Annotated in this window: 15 protein-coding genes; 7 read left to right on the top strand and 8 right to left on the bottom strand. The window is 71.2% G+C overall.

Annotated features, from left to right (window positions below; genetic code table 11):
- The 4 genes from ACFV3R_RS10735 to ACFV3R_RS10720 form a co-directional block, all read left to right on the top strand.
- Nucleotides 1–576, top strand: a 576-nt coding sequence (locus ACFV3R_RS10735; protein WP_385578903.1) for a hypothetical protein, incomplete at its 5' end; no start/stop codon positions are given.
- A gap of 611 nt (nt 577–1,187) precedes the next feature.
- Entirely contained in the window at nt 1,188–1,712 is a 525-nt protein-coding gene (locus ACFV3R_RS10730; RefSeq protein ID WP_385578901.1) for an aminoglycoside phosphotransferase family protein, read from the top strand.
- A 63-nt stretch (nt 1,713–1,775) separates the two neighbouring features.
- Nucleotides 1,776–2,063: a hypothetical protein gene (locus tag ACFV3R_RS10725; protein WP_385578898.1), complete on the top strand. Its 288-nt coding sequence runs from the start codon at nt 1,776–1,778 to the stop codon at nt 2,061–2,063.
- Between the two features lie 106 nt (nt 2,064–2,169).
- On the top strand, nt 2,170–2,538 hold the full coding sequence (locus tag ACFV3R_RS10720) for a hypothetical protein (RefSeq protein ID WP_385578896.1): 369 nt from the start codon (nt 2,170–2,172) through the stop codon (nt 2,536–2,538).
- A gap of 281 nt (nt 2,539–2,819) precedes the next feature.
- Here ACFV3R_RS10720 and ACFV3R_RS10715 read toward each other — a convergent pair whose 3' ends face one another.
- The 3 genes from ACFV3R_RS10715 to ACFV3R_RS10705 form a co-directional block, all read right to left on the bottom strand.
- Nucleotides 2,820–3,833 carry an NAD(P)H-dependent glycerol-3-phosphate dehydrogenase gene (locus tag ACFV3R_RS10715; RefSeq protein WP_385578893.1) on the bottom strand — a complete coding sequence of 338 codons (1,014 nt, stop codon included), beginning with the start codon at nt 3,831–3,833 and terminating at the stop codon, nt 2,820–2,822.
- Between the two features lie 88 nt (nt 3,834–3,921).
- Nucleotides 3,922–6,579, bottom strand: coding sequence for a DEAD/DEAH box helicase (locus ACFV3R_RS10710; protein ID WP_385578890.1), 2,658 nt, complete (start codon nt 6,577–6,579; stop codon nt 3,922–3,924).
- Nucleotides 6,580–7,081: 502 nt separating this feature from the next.
- Complete coding sequence (locus tag ACFV3R_RS10705) at nt 7,082–8,827, bottom strand: hypothetical protein (protein ID WP_385578887.1); 1,746 nt, start codon at nt 8,825–8,827, stop codon at nt 7,082–7,084.
- A 508-nt stretch (nt 8,828–9,335) separates the two neighbouring features.
- On the opposite strand from ACFV3R_RS10705, the gene ACFV3R_RS10700 reads away from it, so the two are divergent.
- The 3 genes from ACFV3R_RS10700 to ACFV3R_RS10690 all read left to right on the top strand — a co-directional run bounded on the left by ACFV3R_RS10700 (nt 9,336) and on the right by ACFV3R_RS10690 (nt 12,342).
- A complete protein-coding gene (locus tag ACFV3R_RS10700; RefSeq protein WP_385578884.1) occupies nt 9,336–10,226 on the top strand; it encodes an SGNH/GDSL hydrolase family protein in 891 nt (296 codons plus the stop codon).
- On the top strand, nt 10,208–11,254 hold the full coding sequence (locus ACFV3R_RS10695) for an XRE family transcriptional regulator (RefSeq protein WP_385578881.1): 1,047 nt from the start codon (nt 10,208–10,210) through the stop codon (nt 11,252–11,254). The genes ACFV3R_RS10700 and ACFV3R_RS10695 overlap by 19 nt, the downstream gene beginning before the upstream one ends.
- A gap of 95 nt (nt 11,255–11,349) precedes the next feature.
- Nucleotides 11,350–12,342, top strand: a complete 993-nt coding sequence (locus ACFV3R_RS10690) for an HAD family hydrolase (protein ID WP_385578877.1) — start codon at nt 11,350–11,352, stop codon at nt 12,340–12,342.
- A 112-nt stretch (nt 12,343–12,454) separates the two neighbouring features.
- Here the strand turns inward: ACFV3R_RS10690 and ACFV3R_RS10685 are convergent, their stop codons facing one another.
- From ACFV3R_RS10685 to ACFV3R_RS10665, 5 genes are all read right to left on the bottom strand, one after another.
- Nucleotides 12,455–14,209, bottom strand: coding sequence for a hypothetical protein (locus ACFV3R_RS10685; protein ID WP_385578874.1), 1,755 nt, complete (start codon nt 14,207–14,209; stop codon nt 12,455–12,457).
- Between the two features lie 121 nt (nt 14,210–14,330).
- On the bottom strand, nt 14,331–15,518 hold the full coding sequence (locus ACFV3R_RS10680; RefSeq protein WP_385578871.1) for an NUDIX hydrolase: 1,188 nt from the start codon (nt 15,516–15,518) through the stop codon (nt 14,331–14,333).
- A gap of 27 nt (nt 15,519–15,545) precedes the next feature.
- Nucleotides 15,546–16,082, bottom strand: coding sequence for a hypothetical protein (locus ACFV3R_RS10675; RefSeq protein WP_385578868.1), 537 nt, complete (start codon nt 16,080–16,082; stop codon nt 15,546–15,548).
- A 40-nt stretch (nt 16,083–16,122) separates the two neighbouring features.
- On the bottom strand, nt 16,123–17,295 hold the full coding sequence (locus ACFV3R_RS10670; RefSeq protein WP_385578865.1) for a hypothetical protein: 1,173 nt from the start codon (nt 17,293–17,295) through the stop codon (nt 16,123–16,125).
- A gap of 46 nt (nt 17,296–17,341) precedes the next feature.
- Nucleotides 17,342–19,525 carry a hypothetical protein gene (locus ACFV3R_RS10665; protein WP_385578862.1) on the bottom strand — a complete coding sequence of 728 codons (2,184 nt, stop codon included), beginning with the start codon at nt 19,523–19,525 and terminating at the stop codon, nt 17,342–17,344.
- Nucleotides 19,526–19,691: the final 166 nt, after the last annotated feature.

Genomic DNA, 19,691 nt, shown 5'->3' with positions numbered 1-19,691 from the left:
GAAGCTGATCGGAAGAAGGCGGAGGAGGAGCGTCTCGCCGCCGAAGAGGCTGATCGGAAGAAGGCGGAGGAGGAGCGTCTCGCCGCCGAAGAGGCTGATCGGAAGAAGGCGGAGGAGGAGCGTCTCGCCGCCGAAGAGGCTGAGGACGAGGATGAGTGGGGCGACGATGACGATTCGCTCGGCTCGGCGACCGGGAAGGTGACACTCCAAACCTACGTGCCGTCGACAATTGCGGCGAAGGTTAAGCAGATGCAGCAGACTGGAAAGTCTGCTGAGACGATCGTTCTTACCGCTGTGGCGGAGTGCGCCGACCGGTTGCCTGACCTCATCGCCCAGGCACGCGGGCCCGTTCGAGAAGGTGGCTTGTTTCCCGGTCTGAAGGTGATCGAGCGGGGCCCCGGCCGACCCAAGAAGATCGAGCCAGCCAACACTCGTCTTCAGTACTCGGTCTCCACGAAGTGGATCCCGACCTTGAAGCAGACCGCGAAACAGCACAGGCTGAAGCAGTCCGTCTTGGCTCGGCTCGCTCTGGGGGACTACTTCAACGTCCCCGTGCGCATAGAGCGTTCCTCGTAAGGTACCTCCGCACCATCGGACCGGCGGCTGAGAGTGCTTGTCTCCAGCCGAATCCCGGTGGAGGCATGTGCCGGACGGTCGCGTCCAGAGGGGCACCGGGGTGAGCCGGCCTGCGTGAACCCGAAGGAGATCGCCTCGATGCCGACGGCGCAGTATCCACGACCTAGCCACCCCGGACCGCCACGCTAGCAAGCACCGGGCGTCGGGGCGGCCCTGGGATCGAGGAGAGAAGTGGTCCTGACCAGCCTCCCGGCCCGGCTGCTGCGCCGTCCCCTCGGGCGGCCCAGTACAGGACCTGATCCCAGGCGAGCTTGCGCAGGCACTCACGGCATCGACACCGGCAGGCCCCCGCGTGGATCGGGGCCTGGACCTCGAAGCAAGGAGACCCCGGCATGCCTGGCGGACTAGACGCGGAGGAACCGCTGGGGGGAGGGCGCATCACCCACGGCGTCGTCCGGGTCGGAGACACAGTGCGCCGACCTGCTTCACCCTCGTCTCCGTTCGTTGCGGAACTGCTGAGCCACCTTGAGCAGCATGGATTTACCGGTGCGCCGCGCTATCTGGGCGTTGACGAGGCCGGACGTGACATCTTCAGCTACCTGCCTGGTCACGTGCCGGCCAAGTTCCAGCAGTGGACCGACGCCCAGGTGAGCGCAGCCGGCGCACTGCTGCGCTCCCTGCACGACGCGACCCGCGGCAGCAGGCTCGCCGGCCCCCACCCGGTGGTCTGTCACCACGACCCCGGGCCGAACAACATGATCTTCCAGGACGGCACGCCGGTGGCCCTCATCGACTTCGACACCGCCGCGCCCGGGGATCCTCTCGACGACGTCGGGTACGCAGCCTGGACCTGGTGTATCGCCTCCAAGGTGACAGCTCCACCCGTGCACGAACAGGCCCACCAAGTGCGGGTGCTGGCCGATGCATACGGAATCGGTGCCGGCGAGCGCCGTCGCCTCGTCGACGCGATCCTGGGACGGCAGCACCGTAATGCCCGGTTCTGGGCCGAGCGGGTTCCCGGGCCCTCCGAGCTCCGCATCGAGGCGGACGTCGTCGCCGCGCGCGTCGAGTGGAGCCGCCGCGAGCACGCCTTCGTCACCGCGCACCGTTCCACGTTCGAGCACGCCTTGCTGTGACCGGGCGAACTGGGTGCGCAGTTGTCGGAGCGCGCGGCCATCTGGACGCTATGCTGCCAGGACATGGACGGTCGCCCGCCCCACACCGACCCCGAGTCGGACCACGGCCTGTGCGGGATCTGCCCCGCCCTGTGGCACCCGCGCGAGGGCTTCGTCGTCTTCGACCGGCCGTGCCGCGAAGCACCCTTCAATGCCGTCGACGGCCACCGGTACACGGCCGCTGGTGAGCCGGCCTGTGTGCACCCCGACAAGATCGGCCTCGTAGCCGACCGCACCGCAGCGACGACCGAACCGTCCCCGACCGCCACGCCGACGGGCAGCACGCGCTGGTGGCGTCCATGGGCTCGATGAGAGAGCAAGCCGAGCGCACCTTCGAACAGCTGACGTGATGATGCGAAGGGCCGCCTCTGTCACAGGTCCTCGCTACTCTCACCGCGTCGAGGTCAAGGAGGACCAGGTGCTTGAAGGCGTGCTGATCGCGGAAAGTCTGCGACTCGGAGCGGAGTTGGTCGGAGTCCCGCTGCACATCACGAAGATCGCCAGGGTGGAGGTGCACAACGCGGTGGCCGAGCAGCCGCAGCAATGGACTCTCCTGGACTTCGCTGCGGAGGAGACCGACGCCGAGCCTCTGGCCGGGCAGTTGGCTGCCTGCCTGGCCCCGACCGGGGGCTGGTATGTCAACTACAACACCACCACGGAGGCGTTCGTGATCTTCGCCGACAGGATCTTCCGCTATCCGCGCAAGCAGGTGGAAGGCCGTCAGCAGGCGCAGGATTACGCGCGCTCCATCGGCGTCCCCGAATCACAGCTGGACTGGCAGGACTGAGCGGTCGGCCCCCGCCTCCCCAGCAGCCAAGCCGACGTTCTGTATCTGGGCCGAAGGGCGACGAGGTAGTTGAAGCCCCTGGTGAGTATGTTCTGCCAGGCGAACTGCTGGGCTTCGGCGACGTCCACGCTCGTGTCCCTTGACGGTGCGGTCCAGACTTCCCCGACCTCAGCGGGGCGCAGAGCCCTGGCAGGGCGATTCGGCAGGGCCCAGCCAGCCCACGCCCGAGACGTCGGGTGATAGCGCAGAAGGACGGTCCAGGGTCCGCGGGGTGCCGGAGGTCAGCGCTCGGGCTTGGCCGGGCGCTGCATCAGCGCGGCCGTGGCCTGGTCGAGCGTGACTGTTCCGTTCAGCAGGGCGGTGATTGCGTCGGTGATTGGCATATCGACGCCGTGGGCGCGGGCCAGGGCAAGGATCGCCGCTGCGCTCTTGACGCCTTCGGTGGTCTGCCGGGTGGCGGCGGCCGCGTCTTCGGCGCTCGATCCCGCGCCGAGGTGAGCGCCGAAGGTGCGGTTGCGGGAGAGCGGTGAGGTGCAGGTGGCGACGAGGTCGCCGAGGCCGGCCAGTCCTGCCAGGGTGGCGGGGTGGGCGCCCATGGCCACGGCCAGTCGCGTGGTCTCGGCCAGGCCGCGCGTGATCAGCATCGCGGCGGCGTTGTCACCCAGGTTCATGCCGGAGGCGATGCCGACCGCGAGTGCGATGACGTTCTTGACGGCGCCGCCGAGTTCGCAGCCGATCACGTCGGTGCTGGTGTAGGGCCGGAAGTAGTTGGTGTGGCACGCCTGCTGCACGCGGAGCGCGGCCGCTTCGTCTGGGCAGGCGACGGTCGCCGCGGCGGGCTGTCCGGCCATGAGCTCCCGCGCGAGGTTCGGTCCTGAGAGCACCGCCACCCGCTCCGCCGGGAGGCCGGTTACCTCGGTGATGACCTCGCTCGCTCGCCGGCCGGTGTCGCGTTCGATGCCCTTCATCAGCGACACGATCAGGGTGTCGGCTCCGATGTACGGCGCCCAGGTCGCGAGGCATTCCCGAAGGGACTGCGCGGGGATGGACAGCACGAGAAGGCCCGCGCCGTCCAGCGCGGCAGCGGGGGCGGTCGTGGCTGTCACGGTGGTGGGCAGTTCGACATCAGGAAAGTAGCCGGGGTTGCGGTGCGTCACGTTGATCGCGTCGGCGACCTTGCTGCGCCGCGCGTGGAGGACCACGTCGGTGCCGGCGTCAGCCATGATCTTGGCGACGGCCGTGCCCCACGATCCGGCCGAGAACACCGCCGCGCGGACCGCGTCGTGCTTGCTCACTTCAAGGGGTCCTTCCGGTGGTCGCCATCCTGCCGCCGCGTTCACCTTCGGGGCCGCGGCGCATCGGTGACCGGCTTGAGCGTGTGGGTCATCGGCGGATGGGGTCTGCGCTCAACTCGTCGCGCACCTGGGAAGGCAGTACTCGGTGCGTGGCGAGCGTCTCCTGGACGACCGCGCGCAGGCCGTCGTTGTCGACGCCGGCCGGCGCGGCGCCGCGGATCTCGGTCCACGCTCGGACGGTGCGCTGGGCGAGGGCGAGGAGCGTGGTGGGGGAGGACAGGTGGAGGTGGTCGCGGGCGACTTTCACTCCGTCGTCGTCGACCATGCTGCGGGGGGAGGCGATGACGGTGATGCTGCCGGGTGCGGGCTCGTCGAGGCCCTCGTCGGCGGCGAGAAGGTCGAGCTGGGTGTTCGCCTGGCGGATGTACTTCAGGCTGACGCCGCCCTCGGTCTTCTGCTCGCTCTTGGCCTCGATCGTGATCCAGGCGGACGGCCACATCCAGGCGGCGTCGGTGCGTCCCTGGCCCTGCGGTTTGTACGAGCGGGCGCCGAGGAGGTCGCCCAGGGTGACGAGGGCTTGCTCGTAGCCGGTGGCGTCGGGATCCCCCAGTGCGCGGATCATGGTGTTGGCGAGCTCGTTGAACTTCGCGGTGCTCTTCAGTCGCGGCATGGCCAGGGCGGCGATGACGCCGTCGACGCCCTCGGCGTCGAGGACGTCCAGGTCGCCGGCGGTGGCGCCGGGGCCTTCGATCTCGCGGAGCCAGGTGGTCCGGTTCGCGGCCTGGCGGGCGCGGCGCATCAGCTGGTCGGCGCGTTCGGCGGCGGCCGGCGCGTCGACGGCGAGGGAGGCCCAGGCGCTGCCGAGGTAGGCCCACAGGGCCTGGTAGGGGCGCAGTTCCTGGCCGGTGAGCTGGTTGAGGACCTCGACGGCTTCGCGGGAGGCGCGGTCGAAGTCCTGCTGCCACGCGGCCTGCCAGGCGGCGATCTCCCGTCGCACGCTGCCCGCCAGCTTCCCCGCGTACGGGGGGAGTTCCTTGGTCGCCTCGTTGCGCAGCTCGGTGATGTACGGCTCGGCGTCCTCCTGCCAGATGTGGTCGCGGTCCAGGGCGCTTTGTGCGAGTGCGACCAGGTCGTCGGCGGGCACCTCGCTGTTCTCCCGGCCGAAGGCGATCTCCGCCTGGAGTTCGGGCGGCATCCCGGCGCGGACGTCCGTACGGGAGAGCAACCGCTGCAAGTCGCGGCCGACGGCGATGACGAGCGCGAAGTCGCGCGGCCCGCGGGTGCAGCGGCCGGCGCCCTGCACGACCCGGGTCCGTACCCGCTCCAGGGCGACGTTGCTCGCGCCGAGCCGGGTGATGAGGAACCGGTCCTGGAGGTGGACGGCGTCGGGCAGGCCGTGCATCAGGATGATGTTGCACGTCTCGTCGGGCAGGTCCATGCCGTCGTAGCGGCTCGCGGCCAGGAGCATGCCCCGCTCGGCGTCGATGAACGGGCGCAGCCCCGTCTTGGCCTCGCCGGGACGGAACCGCTCGGCGGCCGGCACCCCGATCGTGCGGGCGGTGGCCTGCGCCGTCCGGTCGTCCGGGGTCAGCAGCACGCTCTTGTTCCGCAGCCGAACCAGCCGCCCGACAAGGCCGCCCTTCTGCGCGGCCGCGCCCTCTGACGCTTCCGTGGCCGGAGCGTCGGGCGTCGCGTCCTTGGCCGTTGTGGCCGGTTCGGCGGGCCCGAAGACCGGGTCGTCGGTCTCGGCGAGGTCGGGGAAGACGAAGAAGCGCCGGCCGCTGCCGGTCCGCTCCCATCCCTCCGGCGCACGGACCCGCGCGATCGGACTGCGGCCGAAGGCCCGCTCGAGCTCCCCGCCCTCGCCCAGGGTGGCGGACAGGTAGACCCGCTGCACGGGGCCGGTGAAGGCGTCGTGGTCGAACGTCGGCGGGATCATCGGCCGGATGTACCAGCCCTGGGAGCTGACGTAGAACAGGCACGAGCGCAGCTGCTGCCGGACCATGCTGAACCGGTACTTCGCATCCCCGCTCAAGGTGATCAGGACCTTGTCCAGGGCCTCGGTGCGCTTGGCCACCGTCGTCACCGGCAGCAGCCGCACCTCCGACTCCGCGGCCTGCCCATCCGTGAGTCGGGCTACCAGATGCCGGTCCAGGTCCGCACCGAAGGCGTCGATCAGCCCGTTGAACTGGTCTGTGCCGACCGGGATCTCCACCGCCCAGGCGTCGGCGACGTAGTTCTCCGCCGCGTGCGCGTCGTCGAACAGCAGACTCTGGGCACCGGCGAAGACGGGGTTGGTGTTGAACACGTGGCTGTAGACCGTGATGGCCACGGCCTCGGCGCCCTCATAGCGGGCCAGGTCCCGGTCGTCGAAGTCACGGGTGCGTCCGACGAACAGGGCAGCCGGAACGCCCTGGGCCTGCGCCGCCTCCCATACCTGGTGAGCGAGTTGCTTGGTCGGGCAGGCGTAGACCGATCGGTGTTTGAAGAACCGGCGCCGCCACTCGGCGATCAGCAGCCCGACCAACGTCTTGCCGGAGCCGGTCGGCAGCTCCAGGGCGACATCGGCCTTGTCCCGGAACACCGCCGAGGAGTAGTCGCGAAGGATGTCCGCCTGATGCGACCACAGCGCGCCGTGCCCCCCGGGCGTGCGCGGCAGCTCCCCGAACAAGGCCTCCGGCGTCGCGGGAGCGGGAATCTCCTTCGCACGGCGCCGGAACCGAGGCCGCTCCTGCTCGCTACTCACTCCACGACCTCCGAGCCCTCCGCCGCGGCCGAGCCCATCCCTTGCCGCCAGAGGACGGATCGTAGTACCTGACCAGGCATCTCGGAGCCGACACAGTGCCACACGCCCTGAGTCGCTCCGGGTGCAGGGTGCGAGCGTCTGCGCCAAGTTCACGTTCTGGCGCGCGCGAAGGCATGCCCCGCCACGACGGCCGCCGCCCCGGCCCCGCATCCGACGATGCCCGCTGCCCCGGGGGAGCGCCGGATGCCGTCCGAGAGATACCTCCGTACGATCGAGGCGCACTGGCAGGCTGTCCGCATCCCGGTAGATCCAGCAATCGCGGAGGCGGTGGAACGGCAGACCCGATGCGGGCGCTGAGCTGCCGGGCCTTCCCCGAGCCCGACATCGCCACGGCCGATGTGTCGGCCCCGGCTGAGCAGGCCCGCGCACAGCGCCACACTGAACCCTCGCGGACTGCATGCGCGGAGGCGCCACGCACACGGCGGCCTGCGGGACGCCCCCGTCAGGACGTCTGCGCCTGGGCGGGCGCGGGGCCCAGGGAGTCGAGGAGCTGGCCGAAGGTGATCTTCTCGTCGTCGTAGTCGAAGGTCATGGCGGCGGCGAGGGCCTCCCACCGGTCGGTGCTGCGCCCGCAGTGGTCCAGCAGTATCTTCAGGGCGACTTCGGGTTCGTGGCGGGCGAGGACCTCGTCGGCGGGGATCTGGCGCAGGTGCTCCAGGGTGCGGTAGCGGGACTTCACGACGGCGCGGTAGACCTCGGAGCGGGAGAGGATCTCACCGGCGGCGGGGGAGTCGAGCCAGGACTGCAGGACAGCCGCTGGGTCGGGGTGCTTGCCGAGTTCCTCGTCGTCCACCAGCCGCACCACACCGTCGTCCTCGTCTTCGGGCACCGGGACGGCGGCCGCCGCGGCCAGGAACCAGTCGGGGCCGCCGGCCTTCTCGGCGATCCAGGCCAGTTCGGCGGGGTGCAGCCCGGTCAGGACGTCCGCGACGGCGGCGGTCGGGGTGTGTGGGTTGGCGGCGAGGACGGTCAGGGCCTGGACCCGGCGGTGCTCGGAGTGGCGTTCCAGGAGCCGGGCCGGGCGGTCGTGGTCCGGGTCGACGTTGTCCAGGACGCGGATCAGGGTCCGGCTCGGCTTGGGGGAGACGACGGCCGGCGGATCCAGCCTGGCGAGCTGGGCGCAGGCCCCGGCAAGGTGGTCGGGGTTGGCGCTGAGGAGGGCCAGATCCTCAGCGAGGCGCAGGACGCGGCCCTCGAACTCGTAGTCGTTCTCCTGCTTGTCGGACCAGGTGAGCAGCTGGCCGCGGGTGACAAGCGCGTCGGCGGCCGCGTGCAACTGGTCGGCGGCGAGGTCGGCCAGGCGCGGGTTGGTGTGGACGCGGTTTGCGAGGTGGTGCAGGGTCCGGCGGGCGGTCACCTGCGGGTTGGGCAGGTCGGCCAGTTCGGGCAGGCACAGGGCCGGGAGACAGGCGAGCAGCAGTTCCTCGCTGAGCGCGGGCGCCGGGTCGGCGGGCAGTTCCTCACCCTCGGGGTCGGCGGCGCGGAGCCGGGCGTCCTCGAGGGCCTGCGTCTCGGCCTGGTCCAGCAGCAGGTGCTGGACAGCCGCCCCGAGCTCGGGGTGCGCGGTGAGCTGCGCCCACCGCTCGGGGCAACGGGCCAGCATCGCCCAGCCGTCGCGGCCGCTCAACTCCAGCGACCAGTCCTTCGAGTGCGCGGACACGGCCTCCCAGCCCTCTTCGGGCTCCGGGTGGAGCAGGTACGCGGCGAGAGGGGTGAGGCAGGCTTCCAGGACGGCGTCGAACAGCTTCTGCGGCACGGGCGGGGCCGGCGGAGTGTTCTTGGTGCGGGTGTAGCGGTCGGGGTCCCAGTCCCGGACGACCTGCTCCACCTCATGCTGGGGGAGGCGGGGCAGGAGCGCGATGGCCGCCTCGACCTGGCCGGGGTGCCGTGCCAGCGCGGAGATGAGCCCGGCCCAGGCCCGGCGGTGCCGGAGGATGGCGGGCACGTCGGCGGGGGTCACGGTGCCGTCGGCCGCCAGGGCTGCCAGCGTCTTCTCGTCGGCGTGCACCAGGAGCCGGCCGCGCAGCCGCTTGGCCGGGGTCCGGGCCAGCAGCGCGGGCAGCGCGTCCTTGAGGGCTTCCTCCCGCCACCGGTCGGCCTGGACGTCGAAGCCGTCCGGCGTCGTTGCCGGAGTGCACAGGGCTTCGATCACCGTCTTGAGGGCTTCGTTGGGGAGGTCCTCGCTCATCGCGAGATCCCGCCACAGTGGGTACGTACGGGCGTTGACCATCCTCGGATTCCCCTCCCATACCTGTCCCGGCGTCACCGCCTGGTCGCCATCCGTAGAAGCGACCGTACGGCGCACCCGGGCCCGAGCGGGGCGTGATCCACGAAGTCGCCTCGCCTTCATGCGCTGCGCCGGACCCCGGGAGGGCGCGGCGGGTCAGGAACGCGGGATGAGTTCGGGCATCGAGTGGGCTTCGGCGATGTCCGCGGGGTCCCCTTGACGGTGCCGTGCGACTTCTAGGGAACCTTAGCGAGGCTACGCCGCCTTCCGCAGCACAGCATGGCCACGCAGTGACGAGTGGCTCCCGCCCAGGACCGACTGTGGCGGGCGCCCCGGCCGGGTCAGGGGTCAGCTCTCGGCGCTCGACCCGCTTGCGTCTCCTGGCGGCGTGCGCATCATCCCTTCGAGGGCTCCCGGGCGGGAGGCGCAGCGCCAACCCCTCTGCGCGGGCCTAGAGTTGTCTCACGACATGCCCACCCGGGAGGTCCCCGTTGCATCACCGGTACCGCCCTGCCGCCGCTCCCACCGTGCCGGTCGCCCGGCTCGCCTCCTCATGACCTCGGCCCGCACCCCGCAGTCCTTACGGATCCTGTGGCTCGGCACTTCGATCATGGAACACCGCCAGGCCCACAGCCCTCGTCTGACCGACCCTGCCACGCTCGCCCAAGTCGGCGAGACGGTCCGGATCACGGAGCACCGCTCCACCGGCTACGTCCACCGCGTCCGCCTGGCGCTCCAGCTCGCTCACCCCCGCGTCTCCTTCATCTGCGACAACCGCGGTCAGGGCGGTGCAACCTCCCGCGACCTCGCCACCGCCGCCCAGGCTCTCCCGCCACACCTGCGGTACGACCTCGCGGTCTACGGTTGCGGCATCAACGACGTCTGGCGCGCCCACCAGGGGCGCACGGCCGAGGAAGTGTCCATCCAGGAGTACGCCGAGCACTACGCCGCCACCCTCACCATCCTGACTGATCGAGCCCGCCGCATCCTGTGCGTCTCCGAGACACCGTTCGGGCCCGTCGGTCCTCCGGCGGCAGTCGCTGCGATGAACCACGATCTCGAGCTCTACAACCGCGCCGCCGCCCAATGCGCCGCCACCGCCGGCGTCCCCTTCGTCGACGTCTGGACGCCGTTCGTCCAGATCGCCCGCGATTTCGCGCATCAGCCAGGGCGGGAGCGGCCGACGCTGTGGAGCGACGGTGTCCACCTTTCCGACCTCGGCGTCGCTCTCCTTGCGCAACACGTGGCAGGCCACCTGCGCGAAGAGCGCGTCATCGAGCAGTTTCTGCGAGCACCCGCCGACCCCAGCGAAGGGATGCGGGGGAGGAGGGCGACCACCCCGTGTACCGACGGACGCTGATCACGGGCCTGGCGGCCACCGCCGCCGCAGCCATTGCCTCCCCTCTCCCGGGAACCGCCGCATCCGCCCAGGTGGACCAGGCCGTCCTCGGCTCGCTCCTTGTAGCCCGTCTGCGCGACGCCATGCTCGGGGTCGGCCAGGCGCCCGCGGAGCCGCCACCCAAGTCGCTCGCCGAGCACTTCGTCGGCGCGCTCGCCGACTTCGACGCCTGCCGCTACGCCCGTCTCGCCGTCAGCCTGCCCCGCCTGCTCCGCGCCGGCCACGCGCTCACCCTCAGCGGAGGGGACACCGCCCCGTATGCGCTGCTGTCCGAGGCCTACCTGCTGGCCACGCGCATGCTCGTCAAACTCGACGAACTCCAGCTCGGCTGGCTGGCCGTCGATCGCGCCCGCCAGTTCGCGGAGGCGGCCGACGTAGCCCTCGCGGTCGCTGAAGCCGCCCGCCAGGCGGCCGTGCTCGCGAGGAAGGCCGGCCAGCACGACCAGGCACTGGCCCTCGCACTGTCCGCCGCGGACCGGCCCGACTTGCGCCGCGCCGGCCGGGCCGGCACCGCGCTGCGCGGCCTTCTGATCCAGAGCGCGGCGTACACGCTCACCCGCTGCGGCGACCGCGACGGAATGCGGGAACTGACCGATGAGGCCGCCGCGATCGCCGACGAGATCGGCCGTGCCACGCTGCCCGGCAACCAGGGCGGCTTCAGCCCGCTAACCGTTCGACTCCACCGCATTAGCGCCGAGAACCACGCTGGTGACCCGCGGGCCGCACTCGATGCCGCCCACTCGCTCCCGCTCAACGCGCTGCCCAGCGTCGAACGCCGCTCTCGTGCACTCGGCGACATCGCTGTCACCTACTCCTATCTCGGCCGACGAGCCGACTGCATCCAAACGCTGCTCGCCGGCGAACGGTTGGCACCCGAGGAGACCCACGCCCGCCCGGCGACGAAGTCGCTGATCTCCAGCCTGCTGCGCTTGGGCCCGACATCGACGGACCTGCGAGGCCTGGCCGAGCGCAGTGGCGTCCTCGTCTGACAACCGAACTTCACCGCAGCAACCGGACTCCGGCCGTGGCGTTGACGGTTGGGCAGAATGTGAACCCACCCGCCGTTCAACCACCCGGGGGATGTGTGCCTGACACGCGTGAGATAGCCGAAGCGATGATTCTCGTCGACAGGGCAAGGGCCGACGCAGGACGCACCCACCTGCGCAGCCTCTTCCGGGGCAAGGAAGTCGACGGTGCGGGCGCCCAGCGGCGCGAGGCCGAACGGGACGCCTTCGCGGCGGACATGGCGGTACTGGAAGGCTCGCCCACCCGGGCCGACATCGCGCGGGTAACCGCGCGCTGCGCGCACGTCCACGTACAAGCGGTCCGCGGTGCCGCGGTGGAGCCGCCCGCCGCTGCCCCGCCTGCGGGTGCCGCCGAGGCGGTGCTGCTGGACTGGGCGGGCACGGTGGCGCACCTGGAGAGCACCGACGAATGGCTCTCGGGTGCGCTGGCCGAGGCCGGGATCACTGTTCCGGCGCAAGACCGAGCCGCGTGGGTCCGCCAGGCGGAGGCCGCCGGGCTGCCGGGTGGCCGCCGGCCGGCAGATCTCTCCCCGCACGCCCTGGCAGCGTGGTGGCGGCGGGATCTGGACCCACAGGCCCACCGGTCCGTGTACGACCGCCTCCTGGAGGAGGCCGGGTTGCCCTGGCCCGAAGCGGCGGGGGCGTTGTACCGAAGGACGATGAGCGCCGATGGATGGCGGATCGACCCGGCCGCGCGCCGGGCGGTGGTGGGACTGTGCCGGGCTGGAGTACGGCTGGCGGTGGTCAGCAACATCGGCTGGGACCTGCGGCCGGTCCTCCGCCAGCACGACCTGATGACCTGGATCTCGGACTGCGTGATGTCCTACGACATCGCCGCCAGGAAGCCGGCGCCGACCATCTTCGCCGTGGCCTGCCAGCGGCTGGGCGTACAGCCACGCAACGCCCTGATGGTGGGCGACACCCCGGAAGCAGACCAGGGAGGCCAGGCGCTGGGAATCCGAACGATCATCCTGCCCAAGCTCAGCGGCGAGGACCGATGGGAGCCGGTACTCGACGCCGCTCTCGGGTCCAGCGCCGAGACCAGCAGCTGACTGCTGTCCTGCCGGACGCTGCGCTCGGAGAGCCCGCCCGGCACGCCGGTCTGCGCACACGCACGGTGGTCAGACGAACGCGCGGGCTCTCCCGGCCGGACCCCACGATCGGCTACTTGCCCTTCCGCTTCCGCTTTGAGGAGCGCTTGGGCTGGTTGCGCACCACGTTGCTGCGGTCCGGCCGGGGAGGGGTGCGCTGCGGGGTTGTTCCTGCCCGGAGGACCGTCTTGATTCGGGCGTCGAGGGCTTGCCGCTGTTCCGGAGTGGTGGCGTCCGCCGGGCACTCCAGGAGGTGCTGCGCTGCGATGGCGACGACATCGTGTTCCCACACCGTGCGTTCGCGGGGATCGCGCGGGATGGGGTAGTCGGGCCCGTAGAGCTGTTCGAGGAAGGCAAGTGCCTCCTTGTCGCTGACGGTGATGATCTCGCGATCGGGGACGCGCAGGGCTTTGGCCTCGCTCTCGCGGATCTCGGTGATCAAGTTGAGGCGGGTGCGCTCCTTGGGGAGCGGGAGCCGGCGGTTCTGGGTCAAGCCGGCGGCCATCGCGGCGAACGCCACGAGCCCGGCAGGACTGTTCGCGACGGCCTGGTTGAAGTCGACCCCCGGCTCTCCGGCGCCCCTGAGCGCTTGGACCAGTTCGCGCGCGGCTTGTTTGTACTCGTTCGGGGCGTATCGGTCGATCAGGGGGGCGGCGCCGTCGGCGGCTTCACGGTTGGTGATGTGGACGCCTGCCATCTCGCCCAGGCGCAGAAGCTGGTTCGCGAAATCCAGAGCTTGCTGGTTGGGGAACTCGAAGCGGAACTGCGGGGGTGGCGTGCGGCCGGGATCGTCGTCCCAGGTGGCGACCCGGTCGATGACCGCAGCGAGTGTCTCGGCGTCACGGTCGATGTAGGCGAGGATCGCGCGGCGGGAGAACGCGTACATGCGACCGGTCCGCTCGACGACGTCTGCGGGCAGCTCGTCCATGATGGCGCTGACCGCGCTGCGCAGCGCCTCGTCTTCCTTCGTCTCGCCGAGGGCGGCACGCCGTGCCGTCCGTCGGGAGGGGAGGGTACGAACGGCGGCGATGGCCCCTGCGAGCTCGAAGCACAGCATGCTCTGGTTGCCGGGGTCCTGGTCCCGGAACTCGGCGACGGCGTTCTCGGTCTGGCGTTCGTCGCCGGTGTGGACGGCCTGTACGGCGCGCAGCCAGAGCCCGACCGGGTAGCGGGGGAGGCCGGGGTCGAGGGGAGCGTCCATTTTGTCGAGGAACGCGGTGGACATCATCGAGGCGGCGACCTTCGGCCAGGTGTGCCACAGGTTGACGCCATGCCCGTCGTCGACCAGGCGCGCGATCCTGTCCGAGGCCAGGGTCGTCACCGTGGTGTTCTGGGCGTTCTCGGTCAGCGCGCCCACGATCCAGGTGGCGCCGGCGACCCACCCGGCCTCCGTGCCGCCCGCGCACCTGCGGTGGAGCGCGGCCGCATCGAGCAGTTCGTCCAGCCCGCCGGCCAGCCGGATCAGCGGCGACACCGCAATCGCCAGTTGCGCGAGGAGCTTGGCGCGGCCGTCCGGCCCCAGTTCAGTGGCACACCGCAGGGCGGCCTGTTCCAGCAGGCCCACGGCGCCCTGGTCGGCGGTCGCGGCGAGTTCGGCGCCGAGCTTCGCCCACGGCTCGTCGGCGTCAGGGTGCTTCGAGAACAGGGGAACCGAGATATTGGTGCCGGCGGCGTTGACCTGGGCCCAGGCCGCGAGGATCTGCGCGCTGCGCTCGGCGTCGTACACCACGCCTCCGCTCGCCGCCACGAGCGCGTCCGCTGACCACAGGGCCGCGTTCTGCATGAGCGTCTCGGTTAGGCGCCGTTGTTCGGCCTGTTCAATCAGCATGCGCGCCATGCCCCCCACGTCGTGCCTCGCGCCGACCTCCAGAGCGGGGTGCGCGAGCGGTGATCTCGATGCTCCAGCGTTTCAGCCCGGCCGTGATCGCGGCAAGGCGGCGGGCGGAGCATCAGGGCGCGACACCGTGAAGGGCCTGGGTGATGATGCCGAGCGTGGTCCAGTCGACCGCCGGGGTCTCGGGATGCAGGAGGTGAGCGACGCGTGCCACTTCCACGTGCGTCCGCTCGGTCTCCGCGGCGTTGCCGTGGCCGGCTTGGTCGGCGCGGAGTTCGTCGATCTCGGTGTCGCTGAGTTCGACGGCGTAGACAGCCTGGACATGGACGGAAACGGTGCCCGCCGACTGGCGGACTCCGACCGCGTGCAGACGGCTGGGGTCCAGGCGCAGTCCGGTCTCCTCCGCGAACTCGTCCGCGGCCACCTGCCGTGGGTCGCCGGTCTTCGGCGCGGAGCCGCCGGGAAGCTCGCGGATGAAGCCATCCGCTGTGCGGGCGGGTGAGCGGAACTCGCGGACCAGAACGACTTCGCTGTCCAGCCACTGCGCAGCGGGGCGGAAGGCGACAACGGTCGAGAGGTCCGGGCGGCCGAGCACGACTTCGTTGGACTTCTCGCGCTGTTCGGCCGCCACCCACACGCGCGCCGCGTACGCCCAGAACAGCACGTGAGTCCGCGTGGGGCCCACACGGAACGTCCAGGCGATCCGGCCGCCGAGCAGCTGGTTGCCCGCTTCCTCCTGTGCGGCCAGCCATGCGCGGAAGGAGGGGGTGCGCCACAGCAGCAACGGCACGTCACGCTGTCCGGCGATGCGGGCGGCGCCAGGGCCGATGCGGTCCAGGGCGAGGGCGACCGTCTTGGCCAAAGTGTCCGCGACGGGCGCCTTCAGGTCGTCGGCGAGTGCCTGGAGGAGGCGCACGTGCACGGCGTGCTCGGGGCAGCCCAGGACGGCGCGGCCGCCGTCCATGTCCTCCCCGAACTCGACGTTCGTGGACAGGCCCGGCAACGTGTCCATCGCGCGCGGCACCCAGTACAGGATCTCGTCGGCACGCCCCCGGTTGACGCGCTCCCAGTCGAGCTGCCCAATGAAATCGCTGCTTCGTGCCCCGCCCCGGGCCTCGGGGACGAACACCACGAGCGTGCCGGGCTGCCGCCACTGCATGGTGATCTCACGCAGAGCCTCGGGCCGCCACGAGGGGGCCTCGGCGGTCCGCGGAGACGGGCCCGCGAGGAAGATGCTGGCCACGTACGTCTCGGGGGGCTCCTCGCCGGCGAAGACGGGCTGGACGTCGCTGGCTGCGGGCATGCTTGTCGTCACTGTCTGTCCTTCATGTCATCCGCGTTTTCCGAGTGTCGGCAGGCCGCCTGACACCGTTCGGACACTGTGCCCACGGCGGGCCGACCTCTTCGCCAGCAGCAACTGGCGGGCCAGCGTGCCCCAGTGGGCGGCTTCGTCACCCTGCCCCGACGCCCGCAGCAGCGCTCCGGCCGTCAGCATCGCTGCCCGCGTCCGCGCGTACAAGGCGTCGGCCACCGACGACATCGCGCCGTGGACCCGCACCGCGCCGGGTGCGCCCCGCGCGCACAGCACCAGCCGCCGGCCCGGATCTTCCTCGTCCAGGCGCGCGGCGTACAGGGCGGCCCGGCTGTTGCCCAGGGCGATCCTCCCGAGCAGGATCAGCAGTGCGGCGTCGCACGGCAGGAGAACCTCCTCGGGCCGAGTCCCGCGGGCAGGAGCGAGCGCGACCAGGACGGTGTGTTCGTCCTCTCGGCGGACCCACATCCGCAGGGTGGGCCAGGAGGCGCCGGGGGAGAGCGCGGGATGGCGGGGGAGCGCGTCCACGAGCCGGCCTCCGAGGTCACGGGTCACGGGCGGGGTCTGCGGCGAGGCGACGGATCTGGGCGTCCGGTCAGAGCAGGAGTCCGGTGTGCTGCTCGGCGAGTGCCTTCGCCTCGGACTCGCTCGTGGCGAGACGACGGACGGGCTGGTCATCGTGCAGGTGTTCCGTGGTGAGCAGTTCCCAGACCTCCGCACGCCCCGCCGGGTCGTCCGCGTACCGGTCGGTCAACTCGTACCAGTGCAGCAGCAGTTGTGCGGTCGCGCGGTGCGGTCTCGGAGCGGCCAGGCGCCTGATGTCGAGGTGGTGGTGGCGCCGGGCGCCCCGGATGCTGCTCCGCAGATCCTCGGGTAGGACTTCCGGGTTACTGGCTCCGGCCAGGAGGCGCTCCAGGTCTTCTGCGCAGGACGGCACCGGCGGCAGCGCGGCATGGAGTCCGGGGGGCGGACCGTCCTTGAGGGTGCCCTCCGGCCGACCTGCCCACCGGAGGTCGGATCCGGGCTGAAGAAGCTCGGCGTCGATCCGCTCGGTGCCCTCGGTGTCGTCCAGGTCGACGACGTAGCCCTCGGGACCGGTCACCTGCTGGTTCCCGTCGTCGAAGCCCCAGCCGATGTCCCGCACGTAGCCGCCCTGGCCGGCGAAGCTCCCGCCGTGCACGCGGACCCGCTGAAACACAGCGAGGCCGCCCTGCTCGGCGCTGAAGACGGCACTGACCGCGGCCGCGGCCCAGTGCGTGCACACCTCGATCGCGGGGTCCGGCAGAGCCTCGGCGATCCCGCGGCTCATCCCCTCCCACCGCGGCTCCGGCAGGGGGCCGTCCGCCGCGTCGCGTCCCCGCCGCATCAGGGCCTCCCAGGGCGGGGGCGGCACGTTGCGGCGCCGGATGGGAGCGTCGGGATCCCACGTCCGGTTCAGCCACCGCCATCGCGCGAGCAGCGGATCCGACAGCTCGTCAGCCGGGGTGGTGAGGGCCTGTGCCGCGGCCGGGAACGAGTCTTCCACGAGGGTGATGACGTGCTCGTCGTCCCACAGCCACCACAGGACTTTCGACCACGGCACCTCGTCGACCGGCGTCTCGTGGCGCACGTGCAGCGCGTACAGGACCACCGCGATGATGTCGCGGATGGCGACGTCCTCCCAGCAGTCTTCGTTCATCCCGCCGGGCCGCTCGCGGTCGGCGACGACCGTCGCGCGGCGCACAGCAGCCTCCCAGGTACTGGGTGCCGGGGTCGTCTCTGCGGTCACCTTCTCCTCCGGTCTTCTCGGGTCGGCGGCGCGGTGAGGCCGGTGCTCAAAAGCGGATGTTGTGGAAGGAACGCGGGCCGACAACCGCGGCGAGGCCCACCAGCAGAGCGGGCTGCCGCTTGTCGCTGTAGGAGTCGAGGTGCACCTCGGGGCGTAGGTGCCGCCACATCCGGGCGACCGGGTCGTCGCCTGCATCGAGGTCGTGGCCGAGGGCCTGAAGCCGCGCGCCCCAGCGGTCGGCCGTCTCGGCCGCGGTGTCGGCCGTGGCGTCAGCGTTCTCGGGCTCGATCAGGGTGAGGACCTCGTCCCGGCTGATCTGCTCGACGCCGATCTCCCGCTCGCGGGCCAGGAGGTAGAGGGCGAGGGTGAGCGCGGCGCAGCCATCGCTCAGCCGGCCGTCGCGCACCTGGTACTGCTCGAAGTAGCGTCCGGCGACCTCGACCGTGCGCTCCCACGCGTCCTGCCACCCCTGCGGTCCGCCCTCGTCCCGCCACTGCTGCAGCCGGTCCGGGACCAGCTGGCGGGCCGGCGCCCACCGGTCACTCTCCTGCTTCAGGTCGGCCAGGAACGCGTGGACCGCCTGGGCCAGCCGCCGGCCGTCGTCGCTGTCCCGGACCACCGGTGCCGAGAGCGCGTAGATGACCTCCAAAAGGAAGAGCGAGAGGGCGTTGCCGCCGTGCCGCTCGGGCAGCCGCGGGCGCAGAACCGCTGCCAGGGCCTGCGCGAGATCGTCCTGCTCCAGGTCGACCGCCTCGGCGAGCGCGACCGTGTCGGCCTCGGGACCCAGGTAGGAGCGGAAGGAACGCCGGCTCCGCTCACCCTCCTGGAGTTCCGCGAGCGGGGGCATGAGCCGGCGGGCGGCGTAGGCGGGATCGGCTTCGCACAGGATGAGCCTCTGGAGGAGGCGGTGGCCCAGGTCGTCCGGGGCCCCGTCGATGGGGGACATGATCGTCACGCCGCAGCTGCAGTGGAGCGTAAGCGGGTCGCCCCAACGCCCCTCGACCAGGAAGGACTCCTGGTTCTTGCAGGCCGGGCAGGCGAATTGCTCCAGGCCCGTCTCGTTGTCGTAGGGAGGGGTGCCGCTGATGGAGGAGTCGTCGGCGATGTTCTCATTCCATCGCGCGATCTCGGCGTCCCACCGTGTCAGCAGGATCCGGTCGACGTTGATGTGCCAGAGGTGATCGTCGGGGTAGCCCTCGGGGGCCCCTTCGGTCGGCCGGTCCTCGCGGTAGCCGATCCGAGGCAGTACGACACGGCGTCCCTCTGTCGGCGCACCGGGAGCGGGGGTGGACACCGGCGCCTGGCTGCCCCCGCTGATCGCGTCCATCCGGTGGCCGACGGTGCACTCGTGGCCAGCCTCGCGTAGCCCGTACGGACAGGCCTCGACGTGCAGCGTAAGCAGGTGCCGGGCGTGACTGCACAGGTCGGTGACGAAGGCACGGTCACGGCGCGCGAGCCGTTTGATCGGCGCGATGATGGCTTCCGTCTCCGGCGGCGCCACGAACACACGAAGGATCTCCTCGGCCCGCTCCGGCGCCTTCAGTACCGGCAACGCGCGAGTGAAGACGAGTCCGCCGATGGTCTCGGTGCTGACCTTGTCCATGCGCGCCTGATGGTGGAGCACCGCTCCGAGGAGCAGCGCCACCGCGGCCGCACCGGTGCCTTCCAGCCCGGCCTCACGCTGACCGAACTGATACCTCTGCCAGGCCTCGGTCAGCTCCTTTTCGGCCATCGGCGCCGCCTGGGATGACCAGCCGACCATCACGGCACCGACTCGGCAGCACACCTCGGCCAGCGTCGCCACCGAATCGTCCACGTCCTCCACGAAGCGCAGGTGACCCGCCAACGCTTCGAGTGCGTCTTCAGCCGCGCGCCGACGCTCCGCAGGCGTCATCTGCTCGCATAGCTCGAACAGCGGCTCGCCGACGGTCAGGGCCAGGACCAGGCGCTTGAACTCGGGGGCGTAGGCGCCGACCCCGTCATCACCATCGGTCATGTAGTCGGGCAGCTCGCCGTGGTAGACACGCAACGTCGTCAGCCGGGCAAACGTCACCAGCCGGACCAGGCCGGGCAGGTCGGCGGCAACCTCGTCCAGGTGCTCGCCTACACATTCCTGGCCCTGGAGTGCAGCGCTCACCAAGGCTCCGAGGGCCTCCTCGTCGACTTCTCGCCCCTCGTCGTCCGTCGGCCCACCGGGCAGTTCCACCGACCCGTGCTGGTGTGTGCCCATGCCCGGCCCCCTCCTCCGCCGACAACGCCCGGGAAGTGGGCGCCGCGCCGGCCTGTTTCGTTCAACCAGATCTCAGGTGAGAGGCGGCAGTCTGTGGCCCCTCCACCCGTCAACGACTCGTCGAGCAACGGCAGATGGCCGGCAGCCGGACTGGCGACGACAGCCG

Source organism: Streptomyces sp. NPDC059740, assembly GCF_042733155.1.
In the GTDB taxonomy this organism is placed as follows: domain Bacteria; phylum Actinomycetota; class Actinomycetes; order Streptomycetales; family Streptomycetaceae; genus Streptomyces.
This window is presented reverse-complemented; position numbering and strand designations above follow the sequence as displayed.